Source organism: Pseudoalteromonas sp. RB2-MNA-CIBAN-0110 (assembly GCF_040309305.1).
GTDB lineage: Bacteria > Pseudomonadota > Gammaproteobacteria > Enterobacterales > Alteromonadaceae > Pseudoalteromonas > Pseudoalteromonas arctica.
In genome coordinates this window covers 37,202-61,841 of sequence record NZ_JBEOOQ010000022.1, presented here as the reverse complement: position 1 = coordinate 61,841, position 24,640 = coordinate 37,202, and the positions used below count along the sequence as shown (strand labels likewise).

The following is a 24,640-nucleotide window of genomic DNA, read 5'->3' as shown; positions in this document are numbered from 1 at the left end:
TTAACTTTATAAGGATATTAAAATGCTTATTGCGCTGGCTATAATTATTGGCTTTTTTTTACTGGTTACCTTATTACCTATGTCGTACAGCCAGCATTATTTAGTGCGTAGCTGCGACTTTGTTCGTTTGCAGGTATTTTATATTGCCAGTTTTGTAGCTGTTACTTCGTTGTTTTTATTATGGCAAAGTAGCGCAATAGGCTATGTATTTATAGCCTTAACCTCATTACTTATAATGATTTTACAAGGTAAATGGATTTACCCGTATACGTGGCTTGCTAAAAAAGAAGTGCAAAGCGCACCTAAGCACATCGACCATAGCATTCGAATTATGTCGGCAAATGTACTTATGTCGAACCATAAAAGTGAGCAGTTAATTAGTCTTGTTGATGAGCATCAACCCGACCTACTTATTACGCTTGAGAGCGATAGCTGGTGGGAAAATAAATTATCAGTCATTAAAAAAAATTACCCGTATTACATAGAATGCCCTAAAGACAATCGTTATGGCATGCACTTATACAGCAAGTTTAAAATACTCGATGCACAAATATGTGAGCTTATAGAAGAAGATATTCCCTCAATTCATATTTTATTTGAAAACGATGAAGGCCTGCAAATGCAAGGGCACTTTATTCACCCCGCACCGCCAAGCCCGACTGAGGAAGACTCATCGCGTCCGCGCGACTCAGAGCTAATAATGGTGGCTAAAGCACTTAAAAACCCTACACGGCCTACCATAGTTGCCGGAGATTTAAACGACGTAGCATGGTCGCGCAGCACCCGTTTGTTTATGCAAATAAGTGGCTTTTTAGACCCTCGAAAAGGCCGTGGTTTTTATAATACCTTTCATGCAGGCTACTTTTTTATGCGTTGGCCGCTCGATCATTTATTTCACAGCGAAGGCTTTAAAGTAAAGCGTATTAAGCGCTTAGCTAAATATGGCTCAGATCACTTTGCGCTACTCACTGAGCTTTCTTACGAAAACGCTAATCAGCAATCATTAGAAACTAAATCGGCGCAGCACAAGCAAGAAGAAATTCAAGAGCTTGCTATGAGTAAGGCCGACAAGCGAAAAGTGCCGAGGTTTGATTAGTAACGTTAGATATAGCGGTATTTATATAAAGCATTGAGTTATTAATAGCTGAAGCCTGACTTGTGTTGAATTGTTACTGTGTTATTTGGTTTATACTTTATTTTTAATATATATACTTGTTTTCTTAGAAGTAAAGAGTGGTAAAGCTCTCAAAATAAGCGCTGGCAATTAACTTACCTTGTTTGTACTTTTTAGTCATTGAGAATAGCGTTAATACGTTCAAAACGTTCAAAACGTTCAAAACGTTGGATGTTCGATTATATGTTTGAGTTTTTTCGGCTTACTTTATTGGTTTTAGGTGCTATTCCTTTACTTGTATACCCATTTGCAGTTATCGCTAGTCTTATGGGCTTAGGAAGTAAGCCTAGTATTAATATTCCATTGTTTAATAGAATCATGAATAAATTTTTTCTATGGGGCGTTTTAATATATCCCATGGTGTTTTTTGGATGCTATTGGCTTAGCGACAATTTTGTAGAATATGACCTTATATTGGCTTCTCTGCCCATGTTTTTTTTACTATTACTCTGGGGCAGTTTTCACTTTATGGATGCTCCAGCAAAATACGAAACGTAAAATGGGCACAAAGTTTATTGAAGTTGGAAAATATAAATCAGATAAACGAATTAACTCGATTATTATGCAATTTAGTTTATTCACTAAGCGTTCGATAGCTTTTCTAATACTAGGGCTTGAGAAAAAGCGCTTTGAGTACCTAGCTAAATATTACCTAATCATTCTCCATTCCTCATCAAACTTTCTCGTAAAATACCAAGAGCCAGCTATAAGTAACGCTAGTAAGCGAAAAATAGTAATTGATGTAACACATCATGTAGGTTGGTTAGGTTTAAATACTAGACAGTCCTCTCATGCACTTTGAGGGTCCCGAAATCTAATACATCCTTATGAGCAAATGGCTAGTAAAATGTACCCTGATGCAGATACATGTGATATTTCTTGGCTAGTTGTTCAGGCCGCAGTAAATGATTTAGCTAGAGCATTGAAAAACGACTAAACACTTAGGTGATATAAGTGTCTACGATTAAATATAAAATTAGACCACGATATTTATTCCCCATTGAAGGCTATGTTTGCAGTCTTTGACTCCTCAGATTAAAAGCGCGATGTAAAATCGCCCCTACGAATATATCTAAAACTCGGTACTGTCTCTTACTAAAAACTAAGTACTGCCTCCTGAAAACTACTTTCTAAAAGTCATAAAAAAGCCTAAAAGCGGTTACCCACTTTTAGGCTTAATAATTTTTGTATTTTAAACACGTATTAAAAATCTGTATTTAAAACACTTATTTCATTTATGCAGCTAAATTAGCTAGCGATCATAATGCTTTTAACATTAACAAATTCGCGCATACCAAAACCGCCGTGTTCTCTGCCGTAGCCACTACCTTTAACACCACCAAATGGTAAGTTAGGTTGTGCTAAACCGTAGCCGTTAATGTTGATCATGCCGGTGTCGAAGTACTTTTTAGCAAGCTCAATGGCTTTTTTCTCGTCTTTTGAGAAAATACCACCGCCTAAACCGTAGCGAGAATCGTTGGCGATGCGCATAGCATCGTCGTTATCTTTGGCTTTAATAAGCGAAGCGACAGGGCCAAATAATTCGTCGTCGTAGGCCGGCATGCCAGGTGATAGGTTATCTAGTAGAGTAGGTGGGTAGTAATAGCCCGTTTGCGATGGTATTTCGCCACCCGTTACTATGTTTGCACCTGCTTTAACTGATTCCATTACTTGGTCGTGAATACCGTCGCGTAAATCTTCACGGGCCATTGGACCTAAGTCTGTGTCATCTGCCATTGGGTCGCCCATTTTCATGGCTTCGAACTGCTCTTTAATTTGTGCTTTAAAGTCATCGTAAAGTGACTCAACAACAACATAACGTTTAGCTGAAACACACGTTTCGCCGTTATTGATCATGCGACCTGTTACACAGGTTTTAACTGCAAGCTCTAAATCTGCGTCATCGAGTACTAAGTAAGCGTCATTACTACCAAGCTCTAACACTGTCTTTTTAGCGTGTTTACCCGCTTCTTCAGCTACTTTTTTACCTGTGGCATCGCTACCCGTAAAGGTTACGCCGCTAATTGCTTTGTGCGCAATGAGTGAGCTGGCGGTTTTACCGTCGATGAGTAAGTTGCTGAAACAGTACTCTGGGAAACCAGCTTGTTTAAATAGCTCTTCAATTTTTTCAGCCATGCCAAATACGTTACCAGCATGCTTTAATACGGTTGTGTTACCCGCCATTATGTTGGCAGCACTGTAGCGAATTACCTGATAAAGCGGGAAGTTCCACGGTTGAATACCTAACAGTACACCTGTTGGTTGGTAGCTGATAATTGCACGGCCGCCGTCCATATCACGTTCTTCGTCAGCAAGTACTTGTGGGCCTTGTTCGGCTGTGTAACGACAAATTCCTGCACATAGTTCAACTTCTTCAAAGCCTTGCTCGTATACTTTACCCATTTCTTCGGTCATGAGTTTTGCGATAGATTCTTTTTGCTCTTCGAAAAGTGAGGCTAACTTATTAAGATATCTCGCACGTTCAGTGAACGACGTTAAGCGCCATTTTAAATATGTTTCGTGAGATTTTTCGATTACCTGTTCTGCTTCTTTTTGAGAAAGTAGCGTGTAGGTTTCAATGGTTTGCTCAGTTGCCGGATTAATCGTTTTAACTGTGTTACTCATTTCTATCTCCTTACAAATTATGTAATGGTGATAGTGCAAAACGAAAGCCAATATCAAAAAAACAGCATTAATTAATTCAAGCTATTGAAATGTAATGTCTATTTTTGGTTTTCTATTCTGCTAATAACTTTTTACTACTATGAATATATTACCCAAAGCAGTAAAAAGTTCTGATTGATGCAAAATTTACAAGATTGACTGCTCATGCTTATTCAACTTATAGAAGTTCTTTAGCAATGCGCTTTAATAGGTAGGTTTCTCGTAAAATGGAGAGTCCTTGTTTTTCACTGTTAGCAAGTGTGCGCTCGTTATGAGCAATTGCATCGTTAATATCAACCCATTTAGCAGTCATGCCATTTTGCTGCTCATAATGCTCTAACTGTGCTTTGCCAAACTCGTCGGCAATATTACATACAAAGCAATACGATTTGATATGAATAATATCAAAGTCTTCTTTATACCAAGGGCGATACTCTTCATAGAGTCCAAAGGCTTTAACTACACTTATTTGTTGTGCACCGGTTTCTTCGCTTAGTTCGCGAATTAAGCCTTGTTCAATACTTTCGCCTTCATCTACTCCACCACCAGGTAAGCTGTAATCTTCATAGCGGCTTGTATACATTAAAAGTATTTTATTATTTTTAATAACAATGGCGCGAGCTGTTAAGCGCGTAAACTGACTACCGTGGTCAATATTAATACCTGAATGAATTAAGGTTTTTAATTGCTGCATTTCGTCTCCTTTTTTAGGTTTTTGATAATAACAGTTGCTACCATTCTATAAATAGAAACGATTTTAATTATTTTTATATTTTATGATCGATTTTTTTAAGCATACGTAAATATAAGGTTGTTAAAATAAATAGCATTGGATTAATTAGCTATTTAAGTAATTAGATTCTAGGCATGCCTTTAAATTAATATTTAGGATGCGTAGAATAAGAAAAAAAGCATAGGGATTTATCATGTTAGACATACTTTTAGTAGACGATGACGTTGAATTTAGTGACGTTGTTTGCCACATAGTCGAATTCCTCGGCCACAATATAAGTACCGCCACCAGTTTAAAAGAAGCACATCAATGGTTTGAAAATAATACCTTTGACCATGTGCTACTTGATTTTATGTTACCTGATGGTAGCGGTTTGCACTTACTTGATCATTTAAAAACGATTGGGCAATCCCCAAAAATTACACTTATATCGGGTCATCCTTCAGTTAAAGGCATTTTAGCTGAAATGTGTGAGCCAAATGTAGGGCATTTATTAAAACCATTACAACGCGAAGATTTAGAACTCGTTTTAAATGGCCCTAAAAAAACAGTTAAAAAAGCCAAGTCGAGCGGTATTACACGTCACTTTGGTGGGTTAATTGGTGAGTCTGAGCCAATGCAAAAACTATACAACATGATTGAACGCGTAGCTAAAACAAACGCTAACGTGATGCTTATGGGTGAAAGTGGTGCAGGTAAAGAAGTAGTGGCTCAAGCTATTCATAACGCAAGCCAGTGCGAAGGCCCATTAGTTGCTAGCAACTGTGGCGCACTTTCAAAAGAGTTAATTGGTAGTGAGTTATTTGGCCACGAAAAAGGCGCATTTACAGGCGCAATAGCACGTAAAGAAGGTGTGTTTGAGCAATCAAATAACGGTACTTTGTTTTTAGATGAAGTAACCGAAATGCCAATTGATATGCAGCCAAATTTACTGCGAGTGCTTGAAACTAAAAAAGTAACACGCGTAGGTGGTAACAGAGAAATACCAACCAATTGTCGTGTTATTTCAGCCACTAACCGCTCGCTTACTGATTTAGCGCAAAATAATATTATTCGTGAAGATATTTACTTTAGGTTGGCTGTTTTTCCTATTGATATACCGCCACTTCGCGATAGAAAAGAAGATATTCCTTTATTAGCTAAAGCATTTTTAGATCAACTTAATGATGAAAACGGTACCCCATTTAGTTGGACGCCAACGCAGCTCAAAGAACTGCAAAGCTATGAATGGCCCGGTAATGTGCGAGAGCTTCGCCACGCTATACACCGTGCATTTATTATGAGCGATCCGCAAACCAGCGACATTACTCTACCTGATAGCTTAGAGTCGCCTTTTTCGCGCGTTAATAACCAAGCGGCCGAAAAGCCAGTATCAGCAGGACAAACCATTGAAGAAGTTGAAAAAGAACTTATTCATGCAACGCTTGATAAGGTGCAAGGTAATAAAACGCTTGCTGCACAAATGCTGGGTATTAGCACCAAAACACTTTATAACCGCCTTAATGCATATGGCGGTATTGGCGAATATAAATAGATTTGAGGAAGGGCATGACATCCGATAACCAAACAGAGCAACTAAACAAATTAGTACACGATGCAAGAGCGCCGCTTAATCGTATATCGATGAATGCAGAGCTTATTAAGTTGGTACTTGAAAACGATATGCCAAAAGAAAAAGCGCTAGATGCACTTGATAAAATTATTAACAATTGCCAACAGTGTAGTGAAAGTTTACAAAAAATAACTGACTCTCAATAAATAGTAAGTGTTGTACAAACTCTAATTCGGGAAGCTAAATGAGCAAGCAAAAACAGCAAGGTAAAGCGAATGTTACTTGGGCAGCTTTTATAGTTGTTGTGTTAAGTATTATTGTAGGTAACGCAGTTTTAGCATTGAATACGATTCAAGGTTTAACGCAAACCCAAAAGAGTTTAGACAATACTAATATGCTGACAACGGGAATTGAGCAACTGCATTTATCAGTAGTTCAGGCTGAGTCGGGTCAGCGCGGTTATTTATTAACAGAAGAGACTGATTATTTAACGCCTTATTACGATGCTATTGGACAAATTGAAGCGCAAACAGATCATGTTAAGTCACTACACTCTGAGATTGACGGCCAAGCTGAGCGTATTGCTCAGTTGTTAGTACTAGTTGATAGCAAAATTAAAGAGCTAAAACAAACGGTTAATCTTGCTTTAGATGACAAAGAGCGACGTGCAATTTATGTGTTAAATACACATAAAGGTCGGGAGCTTTATAAGCAAATTAGAGAGTATGTTAATGAAATTCAAGACCGTGAATTACTCTTTAAAGTGAGCCATTTTTCAAAGTTAGCGCAAATTAAGAATGAAGCTAAAATCACGTTTGCTATTACAGCAATCACAAGCTTATTACTTATTATTGGTATGTTTGTAATGACACGTCTTAATTTAAGAAATGCAGCTAAGTATCGTTTTGAGCTTGAGAAACAAAACGAGACTTTAGCAACTAAAGTGTCTGAGCGTACGCAAGAATTAACGTTGTATTCTGACGAACTGAGCCGAAGTAACCGAGAGCTTGAAGAATTTGCTTTTGTAGCAAGTCATGACTTACAAGAACCGCTTAGAAAAATTCAAGCCTTTAGTGACCGCCTAGAAACAATGTTTAAAGATGAGCTGGGTGAAAAAGGGATTGATTACATTGGCCGCATGAAAAATGCAGCGCAACGCATGTCTAACTTAATTAATGACCTATTAGAGTTCTCGCGTATTACAACACGCGGTAAAGACTTCGATGATACAAATTTAAACGAAGTAGTAACCGATATATTAAGTGATTTAGAAATTGCGATAAAAGAGTCAGATGCACAAATTGATGTAGAAGACTTACCGGTTATTCAGGCTGATAAAAGCCAAATGCAGCAGCTGTTTTTAAACTTGTTGTCGAACGCTGTTAAATTTAGGCGCCCAGGTGTAAGTCCACATATAAAAATTAGTTATCAAGATAAAGATATTTTTAGTGAGGATCATAATACCAATTTGAGCTTTCAAGTTATTACTATAGAAGATAACGGTATTGGTTTTTCACAGGACTATGCCGATAAAATATTTGTACCGTTTCAACGTTTGCACGGTCGCTCACAATATAAAGGCACAGGTATTGGCCTTTCTGTATGTAGGCGTATTGTGGAGCGCCACGGCGGAACAATTACAGCAAAAAGTAAAGACGGTGAAGGTGCAACCTTCATTATAAAACTACCTGTGGAAGCTGCGCTTTTCACATTGCAAGGAGAGGCTTAAATGCCCTATTCAAAAGTAAAACCTATTACTATTTTAATGGCAGACGATGATGAAGATGATCGTTTGTTAACACAAGATGCCCTTGCCGAAAGCCGTGTACTTAACGAGCTTCATTTTGTTGAAGATGGCGTTGAGTTACTTGAATATTTAGAACGTAAAGGTAAGTTTGAAGACAAAACAGTGTCGCCACGACCAGGATTGATATTACTTGATTTAAACATGCCAAGAATGGATGGTCGTGAAGCGCTTGAAGCTATAAAAGGGAACCCTAACTTAAAGGGAATTCCGGTTGTTATTTTAACTACGTCTAAGCAAGAAGAAGACATGGTTAAAGGGTATAACTTAGGTGCTGCATCTTATATTACAAAGCCTGTGACGTTTGATGGTTTAGTTGATTTGATGAAAACGCTAGGAAAATACTGGGTAGAGTTTGTAGAGCTACCGACAACATTTAACGATTAATGGAGATTGTATGTTAGATAAAGTGACTCAGTTGCTGCTTGTAGAAGATGATGAAGATGATTACATACTCACCTGCGACTATCTGGACCAATTGGATTCACACACGTTTAACATTCAATGGATAAGTTCCCCAGAGCAGGCAATTGCAACGCTTAGCAAAAACGAGCATGACATTTGCCTGCTTGATTACCGCTTGGGTGCATCTAATGGTTTAGATGTACTAAAAGAAGCCATTGCTAATGGCTTTAGCGGCCCAATTATTATGCTTACCGGGCAGTCAAACGACGAGTTAGACTCGGCGGCGCTTGATGCCGGTGCAGTAGATTATTTAATAAAAACAGAAATGAGTTCGAGCCGCTTTGCGCGCGCTATTCGCTATGCACTTGCTCGTAAAGATGTTGAAGGTGAGCGAGTAGAGCGTTTAAAAGCCGAAGCCGAAAATCGCTCAAAAGACCGCTTTCTAGCTCATCTAAGCCACGAATTACGTACTCCTCTATCGTCTATTTTAGGTTACACCGAACTGTTAATGCAGAGCGACTTCAGTCAGCAAGCAGAAAATGAACTAGGTGTTATTTATCGAAACGGTAAACATTTATTGAGCCTGTTAAACGATGTGCTCGACTTATCTAAAATAGCCGCCGATAAACTGGAGCTGACCTTAAGCGAAGTTAACCTTGATAGCATGCTAGCCGATGTATACACGCTAATGCGCGTATCGGTGCTTGATAAGGGCCTTACGCTGCGCTTTGAATCTCATCAGCCATTACCTTTGGTTGCACGACTTGATGCAACAAGAGTTCGCCAAATTTTAATAAATCTAATAAATAATGCGGTTAAATTTACCGATAAAGGCGAAATTGTTGTTAATGCGTGGACGCAGTGGGTTGATGATCGTGAAATGCTATTTTTTAGCATTAAAGACTCAGGCATGGGCATTGCCCCTGAAAAACAAGAACTCATATTCAAGCCATTTGAACAAATAGCTGATGTAGAATCACGCTCTGTAGGTGGCGCAGGCTTAGGCTTGGCAATATGTGCTGAATTGTTAGCACGTATGCACGGTGATATTAGTTTGCATTCTGAAATTGGCAAAGGCTCTACGTTTACTATTTCGGTTTACCCAGGTGATATTAGCGAAGTAGAACGACAGGTACTTAATTTTAGCAGTGCGCCGCAACTACAAAGTAAATCGGCTCCATGCAAAGTGCATGGGCGAGTATTAGTAGTTGATGATTTACGTGATTTACGCATGCTAGTTGGTCATATGATCAGTACCTGTGGTGCGCGCGTAGATTATGCCGAACATGGCCAACAAGCGCTTGAAAAAGTGCGTATTGCAGATGCGTATAAAGCGCCTTACGACATTATTTTTATTGATATTCATATGCCTGTAATGGGCGGCAAGGAAGCTACCATAGAGCTTAGAAAAATGGGTTACAAAGGCCCAATAATCGCGCTCACTGCCGCTACTATGAAAGGCATACATGAGGAGCTTGCTGCACTTGGCTTTAACGATGTAATACCAAAACCTGTTGATAGCGCGGCATTATATCAATGTTTGCAAGATTATTTGGTAGCGCCAGAGCATGCACCGCAAGCTAAAGATATAAATTGTAGTAAGGGCTTAACCGAGAAAAAGCAGCGCTTTTTACTTGTTGAAGACGATCACGATGCTGCGCAAATTACGCAGCTACTTTTAGAAAGTCTAGGCGTTGAAACCGTCATTGCGTCTAGCTGCGCACAATGTTTGCAAATACTTAATCACGACCAGCAATTTAATAAGGTATTGTTAGACATGCATTTACCCGACGGGCGTGGCATTGATTTAGGCCAGCAAATTAATGAACGATACCCTGAATTACGTTTAGTAATTGTAAGTGGCGCAGAGCCAGACCCTAGAGAAATAAAAGATTTAAATATTGACCGAGTTTTACTTAAACCTATTAATTTGAGCTTACTTGAAACGCTTATTAGCTAGGGCCTGTTTATCTTTCGAGGTTAAATTTGCAGCAGTATGTTTGGTATTTAGGCAAGGCAGAGCCTGTGTAGTGTGGTTATTCCCCATAAATAGGCGATAACGTAGCACAAATGCCAAACATGCGCTGCCCGAAGGGTTCTGCCCAGGGGCTATTTACTCTTTGTTGCCTACATGGATTTAGGTAAGGGGCGTGAGCAGGACGCGGAAGCTTTACTCGGTTTTTACTTATTCTTACATGGATGTAAGCCAGTAGGGTAACGCAGGAGCAGTTATCGAGCCCACTAGGTTACAAACCTCGCGCCGCGATTAAATAGCCCCTAGATTGAACGAATTTTAATCCTGAAAGGTCAACAGGTCCAATAACTGAGACATTATTTATATGCATTCAATAAAGTTAGTATCTGAGAAATTAACACCATCAAAAGTAGTCTGTGTTGGTCGAAACTATACCGCACATATTGCAGAGCTAAACAACGAAACACCAGATCAAATGGTTTTATTTAACAAACCAAATAGCGCGATTACAAATACGTTATTTGCGGCTCATAACGGCGATACACTGCATTATGAAACCGAGCTATGTTTTGTAGTTAAAAATAAAAAATTTGTGGGGGTTGGACTCGGCCTTGATTTAACTAAGCGTACTGTGCAAAGTAAATTAAAAAATAAAGGGCTTCCATGGGAGCGCGCTAAAGCGTTCGACGGCTCTGTAATTTTAACTGATTTTGTAGCGCTAACAGATGCAATGAAGCACTTTAGCTTTGAACTTAAAATTAATAATAAAGTAATTCAGCAAGGCGATACTCATTTTATGCTGCATAACCCGGACTCAATTTTACAAGAAATTAGTGAATTTATGAGCTTAGAAGATGGTGACGTAGTAATGACAGGCACACCGTCGGGCGTAGGTGAGGTAACAGCTAAAAGTATTTTTGCTGTTGCGCTTTATGCTAATGATCAGTGCTTGCTTGAGCATCAGTGGCAAGTAAGTAAAAATTAATAACTTGCTGTTGGTAGTGTTGATCAAAGTCAGCAAAGGTAGTTTTAAGCCAATTATGCTGACTTTGTTGATACTCAGGCGATTGTAGTACATTATTTTTTAGCGCGCGGTTGATTTTTTTAAGCGCTTGCTGTGCAAAATTATTAGGTGCGTTAGCCGCACAACCTATTGCTCCTCGTATAAATTGAATGTCATTTTCTGCAATTGGTACACTCTCTATATTCGTATATTCCCCTTGTTTATTAAAGTAATCGGCCATAAACGGGTAATCAATTGAGTAGTCTAAAAAGCCATGACTCAAGCGTGCTATAACAGCCTGACTTTCATTTTCGCTACTCCAACTTAACGACGATTCTTTATCTTGTTTTGTGTTTTCAATAATTGTATTAATTTTAGTTGTAAATTTACGTGCAGCAGCTTGCCCGTATACGTATTGCGGGTCGGTTAATAAATTAATAAGGTGAATAGGCGAGCCGTGCTTTTCTTCTAATTTGGGCTTTAGCTCTTTAGTCGTGATAATTGAAAATGGGGGATATACCGTTGTTGGATTTGAGTAGTTAAGCAGTTGGTTATTATGTTTTTTATAAATAACACACGGGAAGCATACGCTTTTTCCTTCACTTAAATATTTATTTATACGCTGCTGAGGGACAATTAAGCGGGTATGTTTTACATCTGTTATGGTTTTAATGAGTTGCTCGGTTAGGTTGTCGCAAATACCGCCTTGTGGTGCACTTTCGCTTTTAGCTATATGAAAAGGGGGCGTGTAACTTTGCAGCCAAATAATTTCTTCTAGAGGCTGTAATTTTTGTTCAACAGCATGCGCGTTAAATACAATTAATAAGCAAAATGCATAGTATCCGTTTTTCAGCATTGATAAGTGTTCGTTGAATTAAGAAAACTTAATAAAAGTATAGTGTTGGTTGTAGTAGGGTCAAATATTTTAGTTAAAAGCAGCCTTGTTCAAGGCTGCTTTTAACTGGTACATGCTTAATAAGGCATAGGATAGTTTTTAAATATAGTGTTAATTTCACTAAGAATTTCGTCGCTTAACGTGATGTTAAATGCATCAATATCTTCTTTTAATTGGGCTATGCTTGTTGCACCAATAATTGAAGAGGTTACGCCATCTACTTGGTTACACCATGCGAGTGCTAGTTGTGCTGGAGTAATATTGTTTGCATGAGCCAGCTCAACATACTGCTTAGTGGCTTGCTCTGCATTGGGTGTATCTCTAAAAATACCGTTGCGCTGCATGAAGGTCCAACGAGATCCTTCTGGGCGCGCGCCGTTTAAGTATTTACCCGTTAATAAACCAGCTGCTAAAGGCGACCACGGTAAATACGCAATATCTTCATGAACACATTGTTCTATTAAATACGGCCAATCTTTAGCGTGCGCTAGGCTAAACTCATTTTGAATAGATACCATACGCGGTAAGTTATGCTCTTTGGCCAAACTTAAAAACTGGCTTATACCCCATGGCGTATCGTCAGATAAACCGCAGTGCTTAATTTTACCTGCTTTAACACATTCATTAAGGCCCTCTAGAATATCAAGCATACTAGCTTGCTGCTCTTGTGTATTTACGTCGGTAAATTTAAGAGTGCCGGGCCATTGTCTGCCAAAGTGCGGGGTAGAGCGGTTTGGCCAATGCAGCTGATATAAATCAATGTAGTCGGTTTTAAGGCGCTTAAGTGAATCGTCTACGGCTTCTATTACCGTTTGGCGCGTAATATTGCCACCATCACGTACCCACGATAATCCATTGCCTGCAATTTTTGTAGCAAGTACCACATCGCTGCGCTTTTGCTGATTACGCGATAGCCAATCGCCAATAATTTCCTCAGTTTTTCCATAGGTCTCTGGAGAGGGCGGTACTGCATACATTTCGGCTGTATCAATAAAGTTTACGCCTTGCTCTAGCGCATAGGCTATTTGTTCATCAGCATCGCTTTGAGTATTTTGTTTACCCCAAGTCATACTGCCTAAACATACTCTTGAAACGTTAATACCACTGCTGCCAAGTGGGCTGTATTGCATGAGAATTCCTTATTGCTCGTCTTGAGAGTAGCTAACTAACGCCGATAAAAGAGGCTCTGCAATGAGGGCTTTTTGGCCTGTTTCAAAATCAAACATAACCACTTTTGAAGTGCCTGTGGTTGTTATAGCGTTTTGTGCGTGACTAAATACGGTGTAATTCATAACAAACCGGTCTGTTTTTATATCAGAAATAGTAACACCGACTGTAAGCGTATCTGGGAATGTAACTGGGCGTTTATAACGAATGTTATTTTCGCTTATTACCGGGCCCACGCCATTAGGGCTTATTGTATCGAACAGATTTATTTTATTTAAGAAGTCGATTCGGGCTATTTCAAAGTAACGTAAATACACTACATTATTTACGTGTTGTAGTGCATCCATATCAGCCCACGCTACGGTGATGTCGGTATGGATAGGGTGCTGATCTTTAAACGTTTGCATTATTTATTGGCCCTTAATTTTAAAGTACTTAGATTATCAACATGGGGTTACGAGCTCAAGGAAATTAATGGCATGTTTTTTTATAAGATGATTGTACCTATTTAATTTTAGGTCTACAGTTAAATTACACAGACAAACACAAAAACACACAGAGGTAGAAATATGCAGAACATAATTAATTGGTCCTTAGCTTGTTTGGTTTTTATAGCCTCTTTTACCTGTTACGCAATGGGTAACGAATCAGGCGCTATTATTTTGATGTTAGCAGGGTTTTTTTTCGAGGTTATGTTTTGGTTGCGCGGTTATAAAGAGCAAGAAGGTAATAAGCGCTTTTTTTAATAGTTAACTAGGGCCTGTTGACCTTTCAGGATTAAAATTTGTTCAATCTAGGGGCTATTTAATCGCGGCGCGAGGTTTGTGACCTAGTGGGCTAAGTAAAAACCGAGCAACAAAGAGTAAATTGCCCCTAGGCAGAACCCTTCGGGCAGCGTATGTTTGGCATTTGTGCTACGTTATCGCCTATTTATGGGGAATAACCACACTACATAGGCTCTGCCTTGCCTAAATACCAAACATACTGCTGCAAATTTAACCTCGAAAGATAAACAGGCCCTAGGCTTGCTTATCACATTTGATTCTATAATAATGACTGTATAAATAACCAGTTATTGTTGTGGTGATGAAGAAGTTTATTCACATAGACATGGATTGCTTTTATGCAGCAGTAGAAATGCGAGATAATCCAAAACTTGCATGTGTACCGCTTGCTATTGGAGGCAATAGCCGACGAGGCGTGCTCTCAACCGCTAACTATATAGCGAGAGAATATGGCGTGCGATCGGCTATGTCGAACTATCATGCTAAACAATTATGCCCCGATTTAGTTATTGTCCCAGGGCGCATGGCTGTATACAAAGAAGCTTCAAATCAAATACGTGAAGTATTTAGCCGCTACACAGATTTAGTTGAACCTCTTTCTTTAGACGAAGCCTACCTAGATGTAACAGACAGCACCGCTTGTAAAGGCAGTGCCACACTTATTGCACAGCAAATAAGAGCCGATATTTACAATGCCACCGGGCTCACTGCATCAGCAGGCATTGCACCGATTAAATTTATTGCCAAAATAGCCAGCGACGAAAAAAAACCGAATGGTCAATTTGTCGTTTTGCCTCATGAGGTTGATGACTTTTTAGCGCAATTACCGCTGGGGAAAATTCCGGGGGTGGGTAAAGTAACGCTCGAAAAGCTAAATTTAAAAGGCTTATATACCGGCAAGGATGTACGTGAAAAAGGCGTTAACTGGATGCAGCAACATGTGGGTAATTTTGGTGTGTCGCTTTATCAAAAATGTGCAGGTGAATATGTTGGTAAAGTATCAACAGATCGCATCAGAAAGTCGCTGAGTGTTGAGCATACCTACGAATACAATAAAACAAGTTTGCAAGAGTGCTTAGATGAGCTGCCAAAATTGTTAGACGAATTAGTTTTAAGGCTTAATAAACAGCAATTACAAAACCGTATTAATAAGCTGAGTGTTAAAGTGAAGTTTGCAAATTTTGTAGTGACCTCAGCCGATCAGGCATACCACGAGCTAAACACAGAAATATTTATTCAACTCCTTACTAAGGCCTATCAACGAGGGCTACAACAACCTGTAAGGTTACTTGGCATAGGCGTTGGCATTAAAAGCGAGCCAGAACAAAACTTCCAACTGAGTATTCTCGATTAAGCTGTAAAGCCTGTAACCCCAAGTTGCCATTTATTGGCAAGTTGTATAATTAGCTCATCGCACCTTGCTGGTCTTCAATATTTAAATCGACGATAATAGGGGCTTATGTTTTCTAACAGGACTTTATTTATGGCATACCCTCAAGCGGTTAGTGCAAGCCTTGAATGCACATCTCATGATGCGCTTATTATTATTAGTGATGACTTTTCTTTATTACCAAATAACTCATTACGTGATGCTATTTTAGACCAAGCAAAAGTTGATTCTCGTATTGGTAAACAAGTTACTTTATTAGTGATTGAAAACAAACGCGTTGTACTTGCGCCAACGGGTCCGTTAAATAGAGATTACGACGATGTTCGCCGTTATTTTGATGCTGCTAAATTAGCAATTAACGAAGCAAAAGCGTCGGGTAGTGTTAACCCTGCATTATTTTTACCAAATTTAAATGGCGATAGCCGTTATCAGCATGCTTTAGAAGTTGCTTATTTAGGCGCTTGCCAAGCCTTATGGCAGCCATTAGAAGCACGTGAATATCACGGTGAAAGTATTGAACCTATTACTCAAATTGGTTTAGTTGGCGCAAGCGAGCAAACAATCAAAGCTGTTAATGCAATTGCTGCAGGCCAATATGCCGCGCGTGACTTGTGTGGCACCGAACCTGAGCGTATGGCTCCACCACGTTTTGCTGATTACTGCGTTGATTTATTTAAAGGCTCAAGCATTGCAGTTGACGTAATTGATGATATTGCAGCTATTGATAAAAACTACCCAATGCTAAGCACTGTTGCTCGTGCATCGTATGCAGTTGAGCGCCATCACCCACGTGTTGTTAAGCTTGAATATGTACCAGAGGGCGAAATTACTCGTACACTTATGTTTGTAGGTAAGGGTCTTGTATACGATACAGGCGGTGCAGATTTAAAAGTAGGTGGCCATATGGCAGGTATGAGTCGCGATAAAGGCGGCGCTGCTTCTGTTGCGGGCTTTATGAAAGCCGTTGCGGATTATCAGCCTAAAGGCGTTAAAGTAGTATCGTACTTGGCTGTTGTTCGTAACTCTATTGGCTCGGATTGTTTTGTGCCAGATGAAATTATTACTAGCCGCGAAGGTATCCGTGTACGCATTGGTAATACCGATGCAGAAGGGCGCTTAGCAATGGGCGACCTGCTTAGCGAAATGAAAGATTTAGCTAAAGGCGAAATAAACCCAACGTTGTTTACTGTTGCTACATTAACGGGTCACGCGGCACGTGCAATGGGTCCTTACGGTGCGTATGTTGAAAACGGTCCAGCTCGTAGCGCTGGTGTTTCACGTCAAATAGCTGACCTTGGAGATTTGTGGGCAGATGGCGCTGAAGTATCGCGCTCTCGCCGTGAAGATTACGACTTTATTAAACCACGCACGCTAGCAGACGATGTACTCTCTAGTAATAATGCGGCATCTGCAGTTACTGCGCGTGGACATCAGTTCCCTATGGCGTTTATGGCTATTGTTGGTGGGCTTGATAAGCACGGTAACGACTCTGCACAGCCTTTGCCTTATGTGCATATGGACATTGCAGGAAGCGGTGTTGAAGGCGGTGATTGGCAGCATGGCAAGCCAACGGCTGCATCAGTAACGAGCTTGTTTGCACGTTACTGTTTGTAAGCTAAAAACTTACATGCAATAAAAAAGCCCTGTTAATTCAGGGCTTTTTGCATTTTATGAGAACGGTATCGATTAATCTAATTTAAAACGATTAACTACGCTCGAAAGCTCTTGGCTACTTTGTTTAAGATTATCGCTGGCATCGGTAAGCTGTTTAGTATTATTTAATGATTGCTCAGTTGATTGAGATAGCTCATTAATACGCAAATTAACCTCGTCGGCAGCTTGAGTTTGCTGCTCTGTGGCGCGTGCGATTTGGCTGTTCATTTCGGTAATAATTGAAACAAGTCGTTCTATTTCATTAAGTGAAGTATTGGCTGATGACGCCTGATCTACGGTAGAAACTGAAAGTGCTTGGCTTGATTTAACTGCTTCTACTGCTGCTTTTGCACCTTCTTGAAGTTTAGTGATCATGGTTTGAATTTCGTCGGTACTTTGGCCTGTACGACTGGCCAGTGTTCTTACTTCATCTGCAACAACAGCAAATCCTCGGCCATGCTCTCCTGCGCGAGCAGCCTCAATGGCAGCATTTAATGCCAGTAAGTTTGTTTGCTCCGAGATGCTTCTTATTACATCAAGTACAGAGCCTATATTATGGCTCTCGTTGGCTAAATCTTCTGTTACACGACTGACTGTTTCTATGTTGCTTGAGAGTGTTTCTATTGCTGTAATTGTTTGCGCAACCACATTTTTACCCGTTGATGCGTTTTGTGCTGCATCTTTAGCTGCTTGCTCTGCGGCTTCGGCGTTACGGCTTACATCATGTATTTGGTGAGTCATTTGCTCCATGGCAGCTGCAACTTGGGTTGAGCTATCGTTTTGAAGCTCAATAAACGAGTGGCTTGTTCTACTTGAATCATCAACTGTATGCGCATGCTCGCTTACATCGTTTGCACTTTGTGATACATGAACAAGAGACTCTCGCATTTTTAAAACAAATAAATTAAATGAGTGTGATAGTTCAGATATTTCATCGTTACCGGATTCATTTAATGTACGAGTTAAATCGCCTTCACCTTGTGAAATATCTTTCATCATATCGGCTGCTAAACGAGTAGGTATTAAAATGCTCTTGCCTATAAAGTAACTAAGTAAAATAACAGCAATAATCATAATTGTTGCACTGACGACTATTAGATTACGTTGCTCGCTAAATGCTTCGTCAATTGAATCAAGATAAACACCTGAGCCAATAATCCATTGCCATTGATTAAAACCTTTAACAAATGCGATTTTTTCAACGGGTTTTTCTTTACCTGGTTTTGGCCATTTATAAGGAATAAATCCCTCGCCAGAGCGTTTAACTATATTAACCATATCAACAAACAATGCTTTGCCGTCAGGGTCTTTATTATTGGTTAAATCTTTTCCTTCAAGCGCAGGTTTTATAGGATGCATAACCATTTTTGGCTGGTAATTGTTAATCCAAAAGTAATTGGTTTTGTCGTAGCGCAGAGCTCTTATTGCATTAAGTGCTTGCGATTGAGCTTGTTGTTGAGTGAGAGTATTATTTTGCTCAAGGTCATAAAAGTGCTCGATTATACTGTACGCAGTTTCTACTACATTTTGTGTTTTAAGGTACTGCTCGTTTTTAAGAGAGCTATATTGGTGAGTTAGGCTGGCTACACTAAGCGCTATAAGCCCAAATACAACAATAGCTATGAGCAGCGAGAAACGTTGGAATATACTAAAACTACGTAGACTAGGCATACATTTATCCTCAAAAAGTGTGCGCTTTAGCGCATAGAATAAGCGTAGCTAAAAAAAGAGTTTAATATAGGCTTAACGCCCATTAATGCAAAAAAAAGGCTGATTTATCAATCAGCCTTTAGTCTGTTATTACTTTACTTGCTTATTTAACATCAAAATGACGATTAAAGAAGTTTGTAATTGTTTGATGTAAGTGTGTTTGCACTTGTTTACCACGTAGGCTGTGCTTAGAGCCTGGGTAGGTCATCATTTCAAACTGTTTTTCGTTATCTTGCAGTTGTTTAAACAATTTAGTTGAATGAGTAAACAGCACGTTGTCGTCAGCCATTCCATGGTAAATCATTAATGGGCCTTTTAAGCCATCAGCATATGGAAATACTGCGCTGTCTTCATACCCTTTAGCATTCGTATCAGGGTGACCTAAATAACGCTCTGTGTAATGCGTATCGTATAGAGCCCAATCGGTTACAGGAGCACCCGATACGCCGGCTTGAAAGTAATCGCCTGCTTTAAACATAGTCATAAGTGCCATGTAGCCGCCGTAGCTGTGGCCATAAACACCGATGCGTTGTGGGTCTACGTAATCAAGTGTACGTAAAAACTCTACGCCTTTAATTTGATCGGCAACTTCAACCACGCCTAGGTTTTTATAAATAGCATCTTCAAACTTTTTACCACGGTTGTACGAACCACGGTTATCTAGTTGAAAAATTACGTAACCTTGTTGCGCCATGTACTGAAAGTACAAGTTTTTACTGCGCCAGCTATTCGTCACTCGTTGAGCATGCGGGCCGCCGTATACGTTAACAATAACAGGGTGCTTTTTGCCATCACTAATGTTGCTAGGCTTAAATAAACGGTAATGCATAACTTGGCCATCTTCGGCTTTAATTGTGCCGTATTCTGGTTTTGTTAAGTCGCTTAAATAAGGAGTAAGCGGATGGTTACTATCTAGCTTATTTTCTTCAAGCCATGTAATAAATTCGCCGTTTACTTTACGAAGCGCTGCTGAGTTTGGTTTATTATCAGACGAGCTATTATCGATAAAGGTTTTGCTGTCTTTTGCTAGCACAACATTATGGTACTGACCTTTTTCGGTGATACGTTTGGCATCGCCTTTTTTAAATAAAGGCGCGCTGTATAAATGGCTTTCAAGCGGTGTATCTTTTCGACCGGCAAAGTAAACAATGCCTTTTTTCTCATCAATACCTTTTAAGCTATCAACAGCCCAATCACCAGAGGTGATTTGACGTACAAGTTGACCGTTTGTGCGATACAGATATAAGTGTTTAAAACCGTCGCGCTCAGATGCCCATACAAAATGTTTTTTGTCTTTTAAAAACTCAAGATCAAAATGTAAGTTAATCCACGTTTCGCTGTTTTCGATTAATGCTACTTTTTGGACTTTAGTTTCGCTGTTATAAAAACGAAGCTCTAATTTATGTTGCGAGCGATTTTGCCATTGGTAAGACAGTGTATTGCCGTCTTTTAGCCATTTAGCACGCGCGATATAAATGTCTTCATCTTTACCTAAATCAATCCAATCTACTTTTTGGTCATTTAGCTTAACCACACCGAGTTGAATTTTTACGTTATCAGTACCTGTAAACGGGTAGCGTTGGTTAAATAATTTAACTTCATCAGCGTAAATTTCGTTACGGATAGCTTCTTTTACTGGAGTTTCGTCAACGCGGGTATAAGCAATTTTAGTTTCATCACCTGACCACCAGTAACCCGTCATGCGGCTCATTTCTTCTTGAGCTACAAATTCGGCCATGCCGTTTTTAATTACGCCGCCGCCATCTTTACTAAGCTGAATCTCTTTACCTGATTCAAGCTCTAAAGCGAATAGGTTTTGCTCTCGAATAAACGATACGTAGTTACCTTTAGGTGAAAAGCGTGCATCGGTTTCAAATGCTTCAGTGTCGGTTAGTTTTTTACTTTTAGCAGAGGCTAAATCGTAATAGTAAAGGTCGCCGTTAAGTGGGAATAAAAGTGCTTTACCGTCTTTAGACCATTTGTATTCTAATATGCCTTTACCAAAAATACGTTGGCGTTCGCGGCGTGCTTTTTCTTCATCAGATAGGTTTTCTGGGCCTGAAAATAACTTTGCCGAATCAACTAGCACACGGTTGGTGTTATCTTTTAGATTGTATTCCCATAAATCGTAGCGGTTGTAGTCATCGCTTTTGCCTTGTAAATAAGTTACACGGCTGCCGTCAGGCGAAAATTTAAGTTGTACAGGTGATTTACCTGAAAGGCTCGGATCGTCAAAAATACGCTCCAACGATAAAGGTTTTGCTTGAACACTAATAGCGCCAACCATTAATGGGAGGGCTAGTGAGAGGTGTTTTATTTTTTTTAGCACAAGGTTGCCTTAGCTTATTATAAATATTGCTTTGATGGTAAAGCCAAGCGTGTGCAACTGCAACTAAATGCTATAAAGTGGCGATTATTAAAGACAAAGTAGGACATAACAATGACTAACCCTGAATTTAAACTAGCGCCAGAACTTAAACGCGACTGTATAGAGCTTGCCGATTGGCCACTGTGTAAAGTACTTTTATTGAACGACAGCCAATATCCGTGGTTTGTATTAGTGCCTAGGCAGGCTAACTTAAAAGAGATAATTGATTTATCTGAGGATGATCAAATTGTGTATTTAAAAGAGTCAGCCAAGCTAAGTAAATTATTAATGGATGTGTTTAGCCCTGATAAGTTAAATATAGCGGCTTTGGGTAATATGGTGCCGCAATTACATATTCACCATATTGCACGCTTTACTACTGATGCTGCTTGGCCTGCGCCAATTTGGGGTAAGTATCCAGCTGTGCCGTATACAGATGTACAAATTACAGCGTTAAAAAAAGCGCTGCAGTTTTAAGCTGCAACGCTTTTTTAGGGTTTAACTAAGTTTAACTAAACTTATTTAAGCCCTAGTACTTCTTTACCTTGCTTAAACGTTACATCTACAGGGATATTTGCTTTACTTAGTTTTTCTAAGTCTTCAGCAAGTTCTTCTTTTATATCGCCATGCGTTGCAATTAGTTGATCTACTTTTTCGTAATCGCCATCACCTTGTAAGGTTAAAATTAAGCGAGAAAGCTTGGCCATTGCAATGCTCATTTTTTCCATATTAACGCGGTACAGGCCTTCTTCATTTTTAGAAAAAGCGCCTTCTTGAGCAAAAAAGTTAAAGCGGATCATATTTGCTTTACCATGCGCACTTGATGCTCCAAAACGAACTGAGCGGAATATACCCGCCATGAAGGTCGTGTAATAATCTTCAATAGTTCCTTCTGTAATTTCGCCCTTTTTAAGTAATTGCTCAATCATGTACAAACCTAAAATATCGGCTTTACCTTCTTCAAGCGCACTCGCGTGCTCTTGTAATGATTGACGAACAGTACCTTTACCAGTAATTGTATTTTTAATACCTAAACCATGCGCTACTTCATGGAACATCGTATTGGCAAAAAAGGCATCAAAAGTAATGTGTTTACGCTGCTCAGGTACAATTAACTGCTCTGAAATTGGCACTAAAATTTTATCAAACTTAGCGCGCATCGCATTTTTAAGTTGCAGGCGACGAGTCCCTTTTTCTAGCTGTACTTGCTCATCGTTTGGTAAGTTAATTGCAATTGTTTTACTCCCCGCGTTTGAATGCCCAGCGTAGTAAACAACATCATATGCATTTAGGTCGGCGTCAGAGCCTGGTACTTCTTGTTTGTACTTAGCATCAACGGGTAAGCCTTTTTGAAGCTCCGGTAAAAATGCGGCAAACTTAGCTAAGCGTTCGCTCCATTTTAAATCTTTAATAAGTACGTAAGATTCATAAGCTGCGCGGTAACCAAATAATTGATCTTCATAAGTTTCAATTGGACCAATAACCACATCTACCGGGTTATTTTTCATGTCCATCCAAGCAAAGTCAGATACTTGGAAGTCATCCTTTTGTAGAGCATCAGCACGCAAGTTTAGATAGTTAGCAAACTCTTTATCGTCAGCAAGTTTACTTGCTTCGCGTAAAAGGTCAGCGGCTTTTGCAAGCTCATTAGCGTATTCTTTTGAATATGGCACGCTGTAAAGCTTACCTTGCTCATCACGCTTAATTACAGAGTAAAGGCCTGTTTTGTCCTCAACATCTGCATTGTTTAACTCTTCTTTGGTTATATCGGCAGGGTAAAACTGTGCGCCAAGAGGTTTTTCTTTATAGCTGGATAAAAACGCTTCATCGCCATTTAAACGATCCCATGGACCGTAGTTAATATCGGCAAATTTACGTACTTTGTCGTCGTTTAGTTTTGCTAAAAAAGCGTCTTTATTTTCGCCAAAAGATTGTTTCCAAAATAACTCGTCCATTATTTTTGAAGCATCAATAAGCTTTGCAACCATTGCTCGTTGGTTATCGCTTAAGTGCGATAAATCACTTTGTAAGCTAAAGTCGGTGTAAATATCTAAACGTTGGTTATTTGCATTAATAAGCTCAGGGCCTGATTGTGCACTGCTTTTTTGAGCAAGCTCTACGGCTGTATTGTCGGTAGAAGACGGTGCTTGTTCAGAACATGCACTAAGAAAAACGACACCAGAGAGCATAATTGCTTGGCTAATTTTATTTAAGATCATTATATTGCCTGTTAAAAAAGTAAGTTTAATAACTTGTACTGCTTAGTTAAATAACTAAATATGTACAAACGCTTCCTTATCGTGAGTGCATTAAAGCAAAACTAAATAGTAAATAGCAAGTATTTGGCGTTGTAAGGCAAGCATGAGCGGTAAAGCATTATAAATAAAAATAAACTTCTATAATTTCCTTAACTTTATCGGTAAGTTAGACAATACTAATTATATTACTAATACGAAAATTAACTGCCTGAGTTTGCAGTTAATTTACAGGCTGAACACAAAAGGACGGCAGCTTTATGTCTACAGAAAACGCTTTATTAACGATTCTAGTCGATAGAATAAATAACGATACGTTGGTTTTACCAACGCTACCTGAAGTAGCGATTAAGGTTCGCCAAGCTGCAGATAACCCTGATGTGAATTTAATGCAAATGTCAGATGTAATCTCACAAGACCCAGCGCTTTCAGCTCGTATGATAAAAGTAGCTAATAGTGCGATTATGGGACGTTCTGTAAAAGTATCTAATTTACAACAAGCAGTGACTCGCATTGGGTTGCGCCAAATTAAAAATATTGCAACGGCTATGGCTATGGAGCAATTATTTGTATCAAACAATGAGCTGATTAAAGGCTACATGGGCAAGGCTTGGCAAAAAACATTAACCGTTGCTAGCCATTCAATAACACTCATGGAGTTTTACTTAAAAAACAATAAACACACTTCATTAAATCGTGATTCAATTACATTAGCTGCGCTTGTTTATAATATTGGTGTATTACCAATTTTAACAGAAGCTGAGCGCCACCCTGAAGTGTTTGCTAACCCAAGCTTTTTAGCGCACGCAATTCAAAAGCTGAGTGGGAAAATTGGCTCGTCGATTATGCAAGCGTGGGAATTTCCTAAAGAGTTTGTTGATGTAGCTCTAAGCTGGGCAGATCCAAGTTACAAACCTGATAAAGTTAGTTACGTAGACTTTATTCGAGTAGGCGCTATTTTAGAGGGAACATTACAGGTTTCTGATAAGTCAGCAGCGCTGCAAACGTACATAGATAAAGGTGTAATACCGTCTATGCAATTATTCACAAGTGATGAATACAACGATATGCTAAAAGATGTGAAAAACATGTTTAGCTAAACATGTT

General features: G+C 39.3%; 20 protein-coding genes. 12 read left to right on the top strand and 8 right to left on the bottom strand.

The window, feature by feature from the left end; genetic code table 11:
* Nucleotides 1–22 precede the first annotated feature (22 nt).
* Nucleotides 23–1,096 carry an endonuclease/exonuclease/phosphatase family protein gene (locus tag AAEY68_RS12135; protein ID WP_024593313.1) on the top strand — a complete coding sequence of 358 codons (1,074 nt, stop codon included), beginning with the start codon at nt 23–25 and terminating at the stop codon, nt 1,094–1,096.
* Between the two features lie 261 nt (nt 1,097–1,357).
* Complete coding sequence (locus AAEY68_RS12130; protein WP_029751226.1) at nt 1,358–1,672, top strand: hypothetical protein; 315 nt, start codon at nt 1,358–1,360, stop codon at nt 1,670–1,672.
* A gap of 750 nt (nt 1,673–2,422) precedes the next feature.
* Here AAEY68_RS12130 and AAEY68_RS12125 read toward each other — a convergent pair.
* The gene (locus tag AAEY68_RS12125; protein ID WP_024593310.1) at nt 2,423–3,799 is read right to left on the bottom strand and encodes an NAD-dependent succinate-semialdehyde dehydrogenase; all 1,377 of its coding nucleotides are present in this window, start codon (nt 3,797–3,799) and stop codon (nt 2,423–2,425) included.
* A 217-nt stretch (nt 3,800–4,016) separates the two neighbouring features.
* Nucleotides 4,017–4,532, bottom strand: coding sequence for an NUDIX hydrolase (locus AAEY68_RS12120; RefSeq protein ID WP_197116562.1), 516 nt, complete (start codon nt 4,530–4,532; stop codon nt 4,017–4,019).
* 232 nt (nt 4,533–4,764) lie between these two features.
* On the opposite strand from AAEY68_RS12120, the gene AAEY68_RS12115 reads away from it, so the two are divergent.
* The 6 genes from AAEY68_RS12115 to AAEY68_RS12090 all read left to right on the top strand — a co-directional run bounded on the left by AAEY68_RS12115 (nt 4,765) and on the right by AAEY68_RS12090 (nt 11,292).
* Nucleotides 4,765–6,105 carry a sigma-54-dependent transcriptional regulator gene (locus AAEY68_RS12115; protein ID WP_024593308.1) on the top strand — a complete coding sequence of 447 codons (1,341 nt, stop codon included), beginning with the start codon at nt 4,765–4,767 and terminating at the stop codon, nt 6,103–6,105.
* Nucleotides 6,106–6,119: 14 nt separating this feature from the next.
* Nucleotides 6,120–6,329 (top strand): histidine kinase dimerization/phospho-acceptor domain-containing protein, encoded by a 210-nt coding sequence (locus AAEY68_RS12110; protein WP_007581523.1) that lies wholly within the window; start codon nt 6,120–6,122, stop codon nt 6,327–6,329.
* Nucleotides 6,330–6,367: 38 nt separating this feature from the next.
* The gene (locus AAEY68_RS12105; RefSeq protein WP_024593307.1) at nt 6,368–7,852 is read left to right on the top strand and encodes a sensor histidine kinase; all 1,485 of its coding nucleotides are present in this window, start codon (nt 6,368–6,370) and stop codon (nt 7,850–7,852) included.
* Nucleotides 7,853–8,314, top strand: coding sequence for a response regulator (locus AAEY68_RS12100; RefSeq protein ID WP_002958089.1), 462 nt, complete (start codon nt 7,853–7,855; stop codon nt 8,312–8,314).
* Nucleotides 8,315–8,324: 10 nt separating this feature from the next.
* Nucleotides 8,325–10,292 (top strand): hybrid sensor histidine kinase/response regulator, encoded by a 1,968-nt coding sequence (locus tag AAEY68_RS12095; protein WP_169059790.1) that lies wholly within the window; start codon nt 8,325–8,327, stop codon nt 10,290–10,292.
* Nucleotides 10,293–10,671: 379 nt separating this feature from the next.
* Complete coding sequence (locus AAEY68_RS12090; RefSeq protein ID WP_024593305.1) at nt 10,672–11,292, top strand: fumarylacetoacetate hydrolase family protein; 621 nt, start codon at nt 10,672–10,674, stop codon at nt 11,290–11,292.
* Here the strand turns inward: AAEY68_RS12090 and AAEY68_RS12085 are convergent.
* The 3 genes from AAEY68_RS12085 to AAEY68_RS12075 form a co-directional block, all read right to left on the bottom strand.
* Nucleotides 11,243–12,166 (bottom strand): ABC transporter substrate-binding protein, encoded by a 924-nt coding sequence (locus AAEY68_RS12085; protein WP_024593304.1) that lies wholly within the window; start codon nt 12,164–12,166, stop codon nt 11,243–11,245. The two genes, AAEY68_RS12090 and AAEY68_RS12085, sit on opposite strands and share 50 nt — an antisense overlap.
* 116 nt (nt 12,167–12,282) lie before the next feature.
* Entirely contained in the window at nt 12,283–13,335 is a 1,053-nt protein-coding gene (locus AAEY68_RS12080; protein ID WP_024593303.1) for an aldo/keto reductase, read from the bottom strand.
* Between the two features lie 9 nt (nt 13,336–13,344).
* On the bottom strand, nt 13,345–13,779 hold the full coding sequence (locus AAEY68_RS12075; RefSeq protein ID WP_010553137.1) for an acyl-CoA thioesterase: 435 nt from the start codon (nt 13,777–13,779) through the stop codon (nt 13,345–13,347).
* A 679-nt stretch (nt 13,780–14,458) separates the two neighbouring features.
* Between AAEY68_RS12075 and dinB the strand changes: the two genes are divergently transcribed.
* Together dinB and AAEY68_RS12065 are read left to right on the top strand one after the other, a co-directional pair.
* Complete coding sequence (dinB, locus tag AAEY68_RS12070; RefSeq protein ID WP_024590076.1) at nt 14,459–15,511, top strand: DNA polymerase IV; 1,053 nt, start codon at nt 14,459–14,461, stop codon at nt 15,509–15,511.
* A 129-nt stretch (nt 15,512–15,640) separates the two neighbouring features.
* Nucleotides 15,641–17,161: a M17 family metallopeptidase gene (locus AAEY68_RS12065; RefSeq protein ID WP_197112398.1), complete on the top strand. Its 1,521-nt coding sequence runs from the start codon at nt 15,641–15,643 to the stop codon at nt 17,159–17,161.
* A gap of 72 nt (nt 17,162–17,233) precedes the next feature.
* Here the strand turns inward: AAEY68_RS12065 and AAEY68_RS12060 are convergent, their stop codons facing one another.
* Together AAEY68_RS12060 and AAEY68_RS12055 are read right to left on the bottom strand one after the other, a co-directional pair.
* Nucleotides 17,234–18,871 (bottom strand): methyl-accepting chemotaxis protein, encoded by a 1,638-nt coding sequence (locus tag AAEY68_RS12060; protein ID WP_007581540.1) that lies wholly within the window; start codon nt 18,869–18,871, stop codon nt 17,234–17,236.
* A 142-nt stretch (nt 18,872–19,013) separates the two neighbouring features.
* A complete protein-coding gene (locus tag AAEY68_RS12055; RefSeq protein ID WP_350585992.1) occupies nt 19,014–21,239 on the bottom strand; it encodes a S9 family peptidase in 2,226 nt (741 codons plus the stop codon).
* 111 nt (nt 21,240–21,350) lie between these two features.
* Here AAEY68_RS12055 and AAEY68_RS12050 point away from each other — a divergent pair, with 111 nt between their 5' ends.
* Nucleotides 21,351–21,755 carry an HIT domain-containing protein gene (locus AAEY68_RS12050; protein WP_007581544.1) on the top strand — a complete coding sequence of 135 codons (405 nt, stop codon included), beginning with the start codon at nt 21,351–21,353 and terminating at the stop codon, nt 21,753–21,755.
* Between the two features lie 41 nt (nt 21,756–21,796).
* Here the strand turns inward: AAEY68_RS12050 and AAEY68_RS12045 are convergent, their stop codons facing one another.
* Nucleotides 21,797–23,497, bottom strand: coding sequence for a DUF8614 domain-containing protein (locus AAEY68_RS12045; RefSeq protein ID WP_350585990.1), 1,701 nt, complete (start codon nt 23,495–23,497; stop codon nt 21,797–21,799).
* 296 nt (nt 23,498–23,793) lie between these two features.
* On the opposite strand from AAEY68_RS12045, the gene AAEY68_RS12040 reads away from it, so the two are divergent.
* A complete protein-coding gene (locus AAEY68_RS12040) occupies nt 23,794–24,633 on the top strand; it encodes an HDOD domain-containing protein (RefSeq protein WP_024590070.1) in 840 nt (279 codons plus the stop codon).
* The last annotated feature ends 7 nt before the right edge of the window (nt 24,634–24,640 follow it).